Below are 12318 nucleotides of genomic sequence, written 5' to 3' on the forward strand. Positions count from 1 at the left end.
CCGTCGTCCCCTGGCGGCGATGCTGTTTTTCATGCTTATCGGGATGTTGCTTGAAACCGCAGGCATCGGCCTCTTCATCCCGGCGCTTGCCCTGATGACCGAACCCGACGTGGGGTCAAAATACCCCGCGCTCCAGCCGTTCCTTGACTATGTCGGAGAACCGACCCCGATCGTGCTCATCACCTGGGGCCTGTCGCTGCTCATCGCGGTATACATCTTCAAGAACCTCTATCTGGCCTTCCTCGCCTGGTGGCAGGCCAAGTTCGTTTTTGATGTGCAGGCGGATCTGTCCCGCAAGCTTTTCGCCGGCTATCTCAACCAGCCCTATACCTTCCACCTCGCGCGGAACTCGGCGGAGCTCATTCGCAATGCGACGGGCGAGGTCATGCAGTTCACGGTCCGAACGCTGCTGCCGATGATGACCCTTGCGACCGAAGGCCTGGTGCTTGTGGGCGTATCGTTGCTCCTGCTCCTGGTCGAGCCACTGGGCGCCCTCGTCGTCATCCTGGTGCTCGGCGGGTCCGGGGCGGTCTTCTACCTCGCATTTCGCTCGCGCCTCATATCCTGGGGACAGGAACGTCTGTACCATGACGGCCAGCGCATCCAGCACCTGCAGCAAGGCCTTGGTGGCGCCAAGGACGTCATCCTGCTCGGGCGCGAAGATGAATTCCTGAGAAGCTACGACGTGCACAATGTCCAGGTGGCTCGCTATGGCCATATGGAACATGTGCTGCAATCAGTGCCGAGACTGTTCCTGGAATCCCTGGCCGTCACGGGAATTGCCGTGCTCATCCTGACCATGCTGGCGCAGGGACGCTCCATCGAATCGCTCATTCCGACGGTTGGGCTGTTCGGCGCCGCCGCTTTTCGCGTAATGCCCATTGCCAACCGGGTGCTTGGCAGCATCCAGCGTTTGAGGTTTTCTCTGCCGGTGGTCGCCGTTCTGCATCGTGAAATGTCGGAACTCCAACCCTCCACCAGGGCAGCGAAAGCCATAGCCAACCCCATCGAGTCCGACCTGACCGTGAAGGATATCAGCTACACCTATACCGGCGCCGCGCGCACCGCCGTACACGATATCAATCTGACCATCAGGAAGGGAACCTCGGTGGGCCTGGTGGGCGAAAGCGGCTCCGGCAAGAGCACGCTGGTCGACATCATGCTCGGCCTGCTCTCCCCGACCGAGGGACAGGTTTTGCTCGACGGCAAGGACATCCGCGAGAACCTGCGCGGCTGGCAGAACCAGATTGGCTATGTGGCCCAATCAATCTACCTTACCGACGATACGCTGCGCCGGAACATTGCCTTCGGGCTGGCCGACGAGGATATCGACGAAGCCGCTATCGACCGGGCCCTGGCGGCCGCTCAGTTGCAGGACTTCGTCGCCGGACTGCCGGAGGGCAAGCAGACGATCTTTGGCGAGCGCGGTGTCCGTCTTTCCGGCGGTCAGCTGCAGAGAATAGGAATTGCCCGCGCCTTGTATCATGACCCCCATGTCCTGGTTCTGGACGAAGCGACGAGCGCACTGGATGCCGGCACCGAGCGTGGCGTCATGGAGGCCATCGAGGCGCTGCACGGCACCAAGACCATCATCATCATCGCCCACAGACTCAGCACTGTGGAACATTGCGACGAGCTCATTCGCCTGGATCAGGGAAGAGTTGTAAGAAGAGGCACGTTTGCCGAAGTGACCCGGGCCAGCTGAGACCGCGCAAGGAAATAGCAGATATGTTTGACGACAAGACCGTTTTGATCACGGGCGGCACCGGCTCCTTCGGCAAGAAATATACCCAGACGATACTGAGCCGGTACAAGCCCAAAAAGCTGATCATATTCTCTCGGGACGAACTCAAGCAATTTGAGATGGCGCAGGTGTTTCCGGATACCCAATATCCGTGCATGCGCTATTTCATCGGCGATGTCAGGGATCGCGATCGGCTGACCATGGCGATGGAGGGGGTCGACTACGTTATCCACGCGGCCGCCATCAAGCAGGTGCCCGCGGCCGAATACAACCCGATGGAATGCATCAAGACCAACATCTATGGCGCCGAGAACGTCATCCAGGCGGCATTGGCCAACAATGTGGCCAAGGTCATCGCGCTATCCACCGACAAGGCGGCAAACCCGATCAATCTATATGGGGCAACCAAGCTTGCTGCAGACAAGCTGTTCGTCGCGGCCAATAATATGGCTGGATCCCGCCCGACATGTTTCGCTGTCGTTCGTTATGGCAACGTCGTTGGTTCGCGCGGCTCAGTCGTGCCGTTTTTCCAGAAGTTGATCGACGCGCAGGCGAAATCGCTGCCCATTACCGACGACCGCATGACCAGGTTCTGGATCACCTTGCAGCAGGGCGTGGATTTTGTGCTCAAGAACTTCGAGCGCATGAGCGGCGGCGAGATCTTTGTTCCAAAGATCCCCTCTGTACGGATCGTGGACCTGGCAACGGCTATGGGCCCGGGCCTTCCCCAGGAGATCGTGGGTATCCGCCCAGGCGAAAAAATCCACGAAACGATGTGCCCCGCCGACGACTCCCATCTCACGCTGGAATTTGACGATCACTTCGTCATCACGCCCACGATCAGCTATTCCGAGCGCGGGAACAACTTCGGCGTCAACAAGATAGGCGAACACGGCGCACCCGTTCCACAGGGCTTCGAGTATAATTCGAGCTCCAATGCCAAGTTTCTCACTGTCGATGAGATCATTGCCTACAACAAGGTGGCCCACGCGGAATGATACCCTATGGACGGCAATGGATAGACGATGCGGATGTCGCCGCCGTGGTCTCGGTCCTCAAGTCGGACTTTCTGACTCAGGGGCCGCAGGTACCACGCTTCGAGGCTTCCGTTGCCGCCTATTGCGGCATTGAGCATGCGGTGGCGGTGAACAGTGCGACTTCAGCGCTCCATATCGCCTGCCTAGCGCTGGGCGTCGGGCCGGGCGACACGGTATGGACCAGCCCCAATACATTCGTCGCCAGCGCCAATTGCGCCCGCTACTGCGGCGCAGCCGTCGATTTCGTGGACATCGACCCTGCCACGCTCAACCTCTGTCCCGATGCGCTGGCCGAAAAGCTGGAAATTGCCGCGCGCAACGGCACCTTGCCCAAGGTTGTCATCCCCGTCCACTTCGCCGGCACGCCATGCGAGATGGAGCGCATCCATGCGCTTTCCGAACAATATGGTTTCGCCATTGTCGAAGACGCGTCCCATGCGATCGGCGCGCGCTATCGGGACACCATTGTCGGCGACTGCCGCTATAGCGATATCACAGTCTTCAGCTTCCACCCGGTCAAGATCATCACCACCGCGGAAGGCGGGCTGGCCACGACCAGGTCTGCCGAGCTGGCGCGCAAAATGCGCCTGTTCCGCTCGCATGGCGTCACCAGGGACATCGACGATCTGGAGGCCAAGGACGAAGGCGCCTGGTATTACGAGCAAACCTGCCTCGGCTACAACTACCGGATGAGCGAACTCCATGCGGCTCTGGGGGTCAGTCAGATGGCGCATCTCGACGCGTGGGTGGCCCGCCGTCACAAGGTGCGCGCGCGCTACGATGCCGCCTTCGTCGATGGACCGATCGAGCACCTCGCTCCGGATGTAGGAACCACATCTGCGCTTCATCTCTACACCGTGCAGGTAGATCGCAGACGCGCGGTATTCGAGCGAATGCGCTCTCGCGGCATTGGCGTGAATGTCCACTACATCCCCGTTCATACCCAGCCGGACTTCAGGAAGCTCGGGTTCCGCACCGGGCAATTCCCTCGCAGCGAACGGTATTACGACCGGGCAATATCGCTGCCGATCTTTGGAGCCATATCCGACGATCAGGTTGACATCGTGATCCGCGAGATTCAAGCCGCGGTCCGTGCGTCATGAAACAGAAGGACGTCTTTCTCGGCTCCGAGGGTGATGCATGGTTCGCCAGAAACCATGCCGGCATCCAGAACAAGGATTTCTCCACCCAGGATCAGATTGCCGCACAAATTCAGGCAATCGCGCGGGACAGCCGGGCCCCGCTGAGCGTCCTCGAGATCGGCTGTGGCGAGGGTTTGCGCCTCGCCTGGATCAAAAATACCCTCCATATGACGGTTGCGGGCATCGACCCTTCGGCCAAGGCCGTGGAGGCGGCTTCCCGCCGGGGCGTGCCGGCCGTTCAGGGCACCGCCGACGCCCTGCCATTTGCAGACGGTCAATTCGATATCGTCATCTTCGGCTTCTGCCTTTACCTGTGTGACGTGGACGACCTCTTCAGGATAGCCGGGGAGGCACATCGCGTCCTCAAGCGCAGCGGCTGGATCGTAATTCAGGATTTCTATTCCCCAGCGCCGGTTCGTCGGCCCTATCATCACAAGCCAGGCATCTTTTCCCACAAGATGGACTACAAGCGCCTGTTTGACTGGCATCCCGACTATACCTGCCTTGCAAGTTCGGTTCAGCATCACGGGTCGGATCATTTTACCGATGATCGTTCCGAATGGGTGGCAACGACTGTCATCCGCAAGTCGCCGGCCTCAGATGACTAGCCGACTTGCCCTGGGCACCGTCCAGTTTGGCCTGGATTACGGCATCGCCAATGCAGGCGGAATTGTCCCTTTCGAAGCGGCCAAAACAATCGTCCGCGCCGCTCAATCGGTCGGCGTGGATACGCTCGACACCGCCATCGCCTATGGCACGAGCGAACAGACCCTCGGCCGCATCGGCGTGCAGTCGCACCACGTGATCTCCAAGATGCCGGGCGTCCCGCCCGATATCTCCGACATCGGCGACTGGGTGCGCTCCCAACTCGAGCAGTCTTTGAAGCGGCTGGATATTTCTGCCTTGTACGGCCTGCTCCTGCACCAGCCGGCGCAATTGCGGGCCGAGCGCGGCCGCGCCCTCTACGAGGCGTTACGGGACTGCCAGAATGCCGGTCTGGTAAAAAAAATCGGCTATTCGATATATGATCCAGGCGAACTCGAGCACTTGTTCGCGCCATATCCGCCCGACATTATCCAGGCTCCGCTGAACATCCTCGATCGGCGGCTGGTGGACACCGGCTGGTTGGCGCGATTGAACGAAGCTGGGGTCATCGTCCACACGCGCTCGGCATTTCTGCAAGGTCTGCTCCTGATGTCCTCAACGTCGCGCCCATCCGGTTTCAACCGATGGGATGCGTTATGGGCCCGCTGGCAGCAATTCCTGGACGAGACGCGAATGACCCCGATCGAGGCCTGCCTTGGTTTCGTGCTTGGGCATGCAGCGGTCGATAATGTGGTTGTGGGTGTCAACTCGCTGGCCCATTTTGAGGAAATCCTGGCCGCATCGTCCAAGCCCTTGCTGACGCGCGCCCCCGACGACCTGTCCTCTACCGACCTGAATCTGATCGAACCTTCCAACTGGAGTCGTCTGTGAGCACCATCGCCGTCGTGCAGGCGCGAATGGGGTCGTCCCGGTTCCCCAACAAAGTCATGCAGTTGATCGAGGGGAAGCCCATGATCGAACTGCTGCTGGCGCGACTATCGCTGTCGCGCGAGATCGATCGTATCGTGGTTGCTACGTCGGACAATCCGAACAACGACGGGATGGTCGCGCATCTGATCCAACGCGGCCATGACGTGTTCCAGGGCAGCGAAGATGACGTGCTGGATCGATTCTATCAGGCCGTCGGCAATGCCCGGGAAGACGACATTATCGTCAGGATCACCGGTGACTGTCCGTTGGTCGATCCGCAGGTTGTCGATGACGTAGTCCGATTGGCCAGGGACGACCTGGTCGACTACGCCTCCAACGTCCAGCCACCGACATTCCCGGACGGGATCGACGTAGAGGCATTCAAATATGCCGCGCTCAAGGCGACCTGGCAGGATGCACGGGAGCGACCGGAGCGTGAGCATGTCACCCTCTACACGCGCCAGTCCGGCCAGTTTCGCACCGCCAATTTCGCCAATGGGACGGATGCGTCCGGCAACCGCTGGACGGTCGACGAGGTGGAAGACCTGGCAGTTGTCCGGTCGGTTTTCGCGCATTTTCACCCGCGACTGGATTTTAGCTGGACCGACGTGCTGAAACTCAGTTCGGCAAGGCCGGATCTTTTTGCGGCGAATCAGAAATTCAAACGAAATTCGGGGACTGAAATGGGCAAAGGTCAAAAGCTCTGGTCGCGGGCGAAACGGGTCATCCCCGGTGGCAATATGCTGCTGTCGAAGCGATCCGAAATGTTCCTGCCCGACCTGTGGCCAAGTTATTTCAGCAGGGCCAAGGGTTGCACGGTCTGGGACCTGGACGACAACGCCTATATCGATTTTTCGATCATGGGCGTCGGCACCAACATTCTCGGATACGGCCACCCGGAGGTCGATGATGCAGTGCGGCAAACCGTTGATGCAGGCAACATGTCCACGCTCAATTGCCCGGAAGAAGTCTATCTGGCCGAGAAGCTCGTAGAGATGCATCCGTGGGCGGACATGGCGCGGTTTGCCCGATCAGGGGAGAGGCCAATGCCATAGCCGTCCGCATCGCCCGCGCAGCATCCGGTCGCGACAAGGTCGCCATCTGCGGCTATCATGGCTGGCATGACTGGTATCTCGCCGCAAACCTGAGCGACGGCAAGAATCTCGCAGGCCATTTGCTGCCCGGGCTGGAGCCCAATGGAGTGCCCCAGGAACTCCGCGGATCGGTTTTTCCATTTCAATACAATGCGCTCGATCAGCTCGAACGCCTCATTGCCGAGCATGATATCGGCGTCATAAAGATGGAAGTGTCGCGCAACCGGGGGCCTGCCGAGGGCTTCCTGGAGAGCGTTCGCAAACTGGCGACCGAGCATGGCATCGTCCTCATTTTTGACGAATGCACCTCGGGGTTTCGCCAGACATTTGGCGGCCTGCACAAGCTATACGGTGTCGAGCCGGACATGGCCCTGTTCGGAAAGGCCATGGGTAATGGCTATGGCATTACGGCGGTCATCGGCAGGCGCGAGATCATGGAAGCGGCGCAGACCACGTTTATCTCCAGCACATTCTGGACCGAACGGATCGGCCCCACCGCCGCCCTGAAGACCCTCGACGTCATGGAACGAGAGGCGTCCTGGGATACAATTACGGCGACCGGCCTGAAGATACGGGAGGGCTGGACCGAGCTGGCGACACGACATGGGCTGCAGATCGATCTGTGGGGACTGCCGGCCCTTTCCGGTTTCACCATCCAGAGCAAGAATGCCCTGGCCTACAAGACGCTCATCACCCAGGAGATGCTGGGCAAGGGGTATCTGGCCGGCAACAGCGTATATGTGAGCACCGAGCATACCCCGGCCCGCCTCGCGGCCTTTCTGGAGGCTTTGGACCCGGTATTCGGCCTGATTGCCGAGTGCGAAAATGGCCGCGACGTGACGGGACTGCTAAAAGGACCCATTGCTCACGCCGGCTTCGCGAGGCTCAACTGATGACGCAAAATGTCCTCGTCATTGCCGCCCATCCCGATGACGAGGTGCTTGGATGCGGCGGCACGATCGCCAAATATGTACGAACAGGCGCCGTCGTGAACGTCGCTTTCCTGGCCGATGGTGTCTATTCCCGCGCCCAGGTCGATGACGCCGAACTCATCCGGCGGCAGCAGGCCGCCAGAACGGCCTTGCGCATTCTGGGCGCCAACGCACCGAGTTTCGGGGCATTTCCCGACAATCGCATGGACAGCGTCCCCCTGCTGGACATCATCAAATCCGTCGAGCAGCGCATTGACGAATATCAGCCTGACCTGGTGCTGACCCACCATGCCGGAGACGTCAATGTCGACCATCGGCTCATTCATGAGGCGATCACCGCAGCATGTCGCCCGCAGGCGGGGCATCCCGTCAAGTCATTGCGGTTCTTTGAGGTCGCCTCCAGCACCGAATGGCAAATTCCGGGTTCGGCCCCGACATTCGCGCCGACCTGGTTTGAAGATATCTCGGCGACGTTTGAAGCCAAGATGGCGGCGCTGGACGCCTATGCCATGGAAATGCGGGCATGGCCTCATCCAAGGTCAATGGAGGGCGTCGCGGCACTGGCCAGGTGGCGTGGAGCCACGATAGGGGTAGACGCGGCCGAAGCCTTCGTCCTGGGCCGCCACCTCGCATGAAAATCGTTTTTCGCGCCGATGCCTCCCTCGATATGGGCACGGGTCACGTGATGCGCAGCCTGGCATTGGCGCAGGCTCTTGCGGATCGAGGCGCGCGGATACGCTTCGTCTGCCGGGATCACGCGGGCAATCTGGCCGAGCGCATCAAGGCACACGGATTCGCGGTAACGCTATTACCGCTCGAAGCACTTGCCCCTTCCGCAGAAGCACCGGCCTATTCGCAATGGATCGGGGCAAGCTGGGCAGTCGACGCGGAGCAGACCCTCGCGACAATCTCCGAATGGAACGCAGACTGGGTGGTGGTTGACCATTATGGGCTCGACGCTCGCTGGGAAACGCTCGTGCGCTCATCGGGGACCAAGCTGCTGGCCATCGATGACCTGGCGAACCGGACACATCAGAGCGACGCCGTGCTGGACCAGAACTATTTCCAGGATCCGGACGCGCGTTATGCCGATCTCGTGCCCCCCCAATGTGCACTTTGGCTCGGCCCGCGATATGCCCTTCTGCAACGGGTCTTTGCCAGCAAACACAGGCATAAGCTTGCTGGCGAAGCGGGCGTTCACCGCGTTCTTGTCTTTGTCGGCGGCTCCGACCGAACGAACCTGACCGGCTTTCTGGTATCTATTTTGGCCCGGCCGGAATTTTCGCATCTTCATCTCGATGTCGTTCTGGGCGTCAATCACGAACACCGGGAGGCGGTCGAAGCGCTGGTTGCCAGACGGCCCGGCACGGAGCTGCACAGCAACCTGCCTAGCCTTGTCGATCTGATGGTTGCTGCCAACCTGGCCATCGGCGCCGGCGGCGGCGCGACCTGGGAACGGTTCTGCGTCGGGCTGCCCTCCGTGGTGATCAGCCTGGCACCCAATCAGGAGGCCATCTGCAATGAACTGGCGGCGGCCGGATTGATCACCTATGCCGGGAGGCTGGACGACCTCGACGCGACAGCCTTCGGCAGTCAATTGCGCGAATTGCTCGATAGCCCGGCGCGGCTGCAGACACAGTCCCTGAAGGGACAGGCAATGGTCGATGGCCTTGGCACCGCGCGCATTGCCGAATTCATGATGCCGACCGTGATCGGCAAACTCTCCTGCAGGCCTGCCCGGGCCGATGACATGCTCGACTATTTCAGTTGGGCCAATGACACGGCGAACCGGGCCAACGCAATCAACAGCGCGGCAATTCCGCTGGACGACCATTTGCGGTGGTTTGCGGGAAAGCTGGGCGCTGCCGGCTCATGGCTGTATGTACTGGAAGCCTCGGATGTGGGTGTTGGGCAGGTTCGGTTCGATCGGCAGGACGACGGCCTCTGGATAGATTACGCGCTGGACCGCCTGGTTCGTGGCCGGGGCTGGGGGGGCGAACTCATTCGGCTGGGCGCCCGCAATTTACCGCTCCCGCCGGACACCGTCCTGAGGGCACGTGTGAAGCGCTCCAATCCGGCCTCGGCCGCCGTTTTCCGCCGCCTGGGATTTTCCGAACACGAATCCGATGCCGAGCTTCTGCAGTTTCAATGTGAACTGGGGGCCGTGATCCACCAGACGTAGGTTCATCAAGCCCTGGAGGGCCCGGCATCCTTCAGCCATCGATCCACCTGGACGGCCAGGCCGGTATTGGCGGCAGCGACGATGCCCTGTCGGGCGTAATCGCCGGCATAGGGGATGTCTTCGCCTGCCAAGGTGGTCAGCACACCGCCCGCAAGCCGAAGAATGAGATCGGCCGGTGCCAGATCCCAGTCCTTGACGACGACATCTTTCACAAAGAGATCGGCAGTCCCGTCTGCCACCCGGCATATCTTCAGCCCGAGGCTCCCACTCTCGACATAGCCCCCGCAAGGCAGCCCCTGAAACAGCGCCTGGGCAATGCCGCGTGGTTCGGGGTAGTTGTCGATCAGAACCGGACGCGCCGGCGGAGTTTGCTCCAACCTGAGAACGCGTCCGTTGCAGGTCGCGTCACCATCGCCGCTGCCGCAATAGGTCAGGCCAAGCGCAGGAGCGTGCACCACGCTCAGAACCGGCTTCTTGTCCTTTATCAACGCTGCCTGGGTTACGAAACCATCGAAGCCGTTGCAGAAACTCGCCGTGCCATCAATTGGATCGATCAGCCAGTATCGATCCGGCCTGGGGTGAACCAGAGATGCGGCGTCCTCTTCGCTGACAACCGGGATATCTGGCCAGGCCTTGAGCAGCCCGGCACTGATGAAGTCATGCGATCGCAGATCGGCTTCCGCCTTGAACTGCGTGCCTTGCCATACACCCTCGACCGCGCCTTCGGCGCGCCAGCGGAGAAGCCTGACCCCAAGTTCCAGCAATATGCCTTGGAGATGGTCAATCATCGTGCTGCCCAACCTCGCGCTTCACCCACCCGGCAAGCTGCTCAAGCCGGGTTTGAAAATCACCGCGCAAGGGCCCAAGCTCGCGCTCAAGCCGGGTCAGGTCGAACGAAAATGCAGGCGCCGGACTCACCGATACGTCATTGTCGAATATCCTCGAAAGCCGCTCCACAGCATCGGGAATGGACATGGCATCGCTGTATCCCGCATTCATGACACCGGCGGCAACTGTCGGCCTCAACGCCGCCCTGACACAAATCTCGGCGGCGTCCTCGACATGAATGGCCGACCATTGCGGCAATGTGGTCGAAAGCTCCGGCGCCCGACCCGTCGCAAGATTCCGCGCAACATTATAGAGCAGTCCATTCCGGCGTGGCGGCCCGAAAAGACCCGGAATTCTCAGAATGGTGGTGCGGTCTCCCAATTGGTCGAGAAGCACCTGCTCGGCGGCCAGCTTACCCCAGGCATACCCGCCGTCAGGCGTACGCGCATCGGTTTCACGCGCCATGCCCACGCCTGCGGGATAGACCGTCATCGAGGAAGGGAACACCACGCGCCGCGGGCGGGCATGTGCGAGGTTCTTGACCATTTCGAGGCTGGCGACGGCGGCGACCGTGTCTGTATAGCCGCGGCTATCTGACGGCACCACCGCCGCACAATGGACGAACACGGCTTCGGGATAGCGAGACACCAGGGCTTCGCAATCGCGGCTTTCAAGCAGATCGCAGCGGATGTCTGAATCGGCAGACCGCCCCACTCTTATTGCGGTGAAGCCTTGCCGATCGAGCAGATCGGCCACATGCGCGCCGAGATAGCCGGCGGCACCGGTGACAACGACTGTCGTCAAAGCATATCCCACGTGATCCACTGATCCGCGATGATATCCCTTCTCGCGGTGCGCCCCACAACTTCGGCCTCAAGGCTCGGGCGAATGCCCAGGCCGGGCCGCTTTATCGTCAGCATCGAGCTGTCAATGACGGTGCCTGCGGGAATATCCACCAGCGCGTGCAGGCTACGCCGGCCCTTCTGCGCCATTTCCATTTCCTCGGCACGAGGACCATTTTTGAGCCCATCGCCCATGGCGGCTTCGATATCGCGCAGCCGCTTCATCATCTCGGACATTTCGTCCGGTTCGATCGCGAAGACATGGTCAGGCCCGGGCAAGGACCGGTCCGTCGTGAAATGCCGCTCGATGACGCAGGCGCCAAGTGCCACCGCGGCCAGCGCCACGTGATCGCCAAGCGTGTGATCCGAGTAACCCACGAGCACATCGAATGCCTGCCGCATCGTCGCCATCGCGCGCAGGTTGCTCAGGTTCGCCGGCGCCGGATAGAGCGATGTGCATTGCAGCAGGACCAGTTGGTCATTGCCTCGCCCCATGGCCGCATCCAGCGCAAACTGGATATCGGACCAGGTGGCCATGCCGGTCGACATGATCAGCGGCTTCCCCGTCGCGGCAAGCTCTCCGACAAGACGCTGATCCGTCATGTCAAAGGATGCGACCTTGTAGAGGTCAACATCCAAAGCAGCCAATCCCGCTATCGCGTCTGAATCACAGGGGGACGAAAAGAAGACCAGTTCGTGCTCTTCGGCATGCTGCTTCAGCTTTCCCTGCCAGGAGCGGTCCAGCTCAAGGGATTTGATCAGGGAATGCGTGTCGGTATTGTCGAGATAGCTGAAGCCAGGCGTGAACTTTGAATAGTGGCTATCCGCACGAAATGTCTGGAACTTGACGGCATCGACACCCGACCGGGCCGCAGCGTCGATCATGCGGAAGGCCAGATCGAGGTCCTGATTATGATTGGACCCGATCTCGGCAATCACGAAACAGGGTTCTTGGTCTCCGATAAACCGGCCGCCGACCTTGAGCTTTTTTGCGCCACTCAT

General features: G+C 60.6%; 12 protein-coding genes. 9 read left to right on the forward strand and 3 right to left on the reverse strand.

The window, feature by feature from the left end; translation table 11 throughout:
- The first annotated feature begins 43 nt into the window (after positions 1-43).
- The 9 genes from NVV79_RS12045 to pseG are packed head-to-tail and all read left to right on the forward strand — an operon-like array spanning position 44 to position 9646.
- On the forward strand, positions 44-1705 hold the full coding sequence (locus NVV79_RS12045) for an ABC transporter ATP-binding protein (RefSeq protein WP_303989647.1): 1662 nt from the start codon (positions 44-46) through the stop codon (positions 1703-1705).
- 23 nt (positions 1706-1728) lie between these two features.
- Positions 1729-2742, forward strand: a complete 1014-nt coding sequence (gene pseB, locus NVV79_RS12050; RefSeq protein ID WP_303989650.1) for a UDP-N-acetylglucosamine 4,6-dehydratase (inverting) — start codon at positions 1729-1731, stop codon at positions 2740-2742.
- On the forward strand, positions 2739-3884 hold the full coding sequence (gene pseC / locus NVV79_RS12055) for a UDP-4-amino-4,6-dideoxy-N-acetyl-beta-L-altrosamine transaminase (RefSeq protein ID WP_303989653.1): 1146 nt from the start codon (positions 2739-2741) through the stop codon (positions 3882-3884). Before pseB ends, pseC begins: the two co-directional genes overlap by 4 nt.
- The gene (locus NVV79_RS12060) at positions 3881-4531 is read left to right on the forward strand and encodes a class I SAM-dependent methyltransferase (protein WP_303989656.1); all 651 of its coding nucleotides are present in this window, start codon (positions 3881-3883) and stop codon (positions 4529-4531) included. The genes pseC and NVV79_RS12060 overlap by 4 nt, the downstream gene beginning before the upstream one ends.
- Complete coding sequence (locus NVV79_RS12065; protein WP_303989659.1) at positions 4524-5399, forward strand: aldo/keto reductase; 876 nt, start codon at positions 4524-4526, stop codon at positions 5397-5399. The genes NVV79_RS12060 and NVV79_RS12065 overlap by 8 nt, the downstream gene beginning before the upstream one ends.
- Positions 5396-6493 (forward strand): aminotransferase class III-fold pyridoxal phosphate-dependent enzyme, encoded by a 1098-nt coding sequence (locus tag NVV79_RS12070; RefSeq protein ID WP_303989663.1) that lies wholly within the window; start codon positions 5396-5398, stop codon positions 6491-6493. Before NVV79_RS12065 ends, NVV79_RS12070 begins: the two co-directional genes overlap by 4 nt.
- The gene (locus NVV79_RS12075; protein WP_303989667.1) at positions 6442-7425 is read left to right on the forward strand and encodes an aminotransferase class III-fold pyridoxal phosphate-dependent enzyme; all 984 of its coding nucleotides are present in this window, start codon (positions 6442-6444) and stop codon (positions 7423-7425) included. Before NVV79_RS12070 ends, NVV79_RS12075 begins: the two co-directional genes overlap by 52 nt.
- Entirely contained in the window at positions 7425-8099 is a 675-nt protein-coding gene (locus tag NVV79_RS12080) for a PIG-L deacetylase family protein (protein ID WP_303989670.1), read from the forward strand. The genes NVV79_RS12075 and NVV79_RS12080 overlap by 1 nt, the downstream gene beginning before the upstream one ends.
- Complete coding sequence (pseG, locus tag NVV79_RS12085) at positions 8096-9646, forward strand: UDP-2,4-diacetamido-2,4,6-trideoxy-beta-L-altropyranose hydrolase (RefSeq protein ID WP_303989673.1); 1551 nt, start codon at positions 8096-8098, stop codon at positions 9644-9646. Before NVV79_RS12080 ends, pseG begins: the two co-directional genes overlap by 4 nt.
- Before the next feature lie 5 nt (positions 9647-9651).
- Here pseG and NVV79_RS12090 read toward each other — a convergent pair whose 3' ends face one another.
- The 3 genes from NVV79_RS12090 to NVV79_RS12100 are packed head-to-tail and all read right to left on the reverse strand — an operon-like array spanning position 9652 to position 12318.
- Entirely contained in the window at positions 9652-10434 is a 783-nt protein-coding gene (locus NVV79_RS12090) for a 3'(2'),5'-bisphosphate nucleotidase CysQ (RefSeq protein ID WP_303989676.1), read from the reverse strand.
- Positions 10427-11299, reverse strand: coding sequence for an NAD-dependent epimerase/dehydratase family protein (locus NVV79_RS12095; RefSeq protein ID WP_369684722.1), 873 nt, complete (start codon positions 11297-11299; stop codon positions 10427-10429). Before NVV79_RS12095 ends, NVV79_RS12090 begins: the two co-directional genes overlap by 8 nt.
- Positions 11275-12318, reverse strand: a complete 1044-nt coding sequence (locus tag NVV79_RS12100; protein WP_303989678.1) for an N-acetylneuraminate synthase family protein — start codon at positions 12316-12318, stop codon at positions 11275-11277. Before NVV79_RS12100 ends, NVV79_RS12095 begins: the two co-directional genes overlap by 25 nt.

It is taken from the genome of Devosia ginsengisoli, assembly GCF_024707105.1.
Classification (GTDB): Bacteria; Pseudomonadota; Alphaproteobacteria; order Rhizobiales; family Devosiaceae; genus Devosia; species Devosia ginsengisoli_A.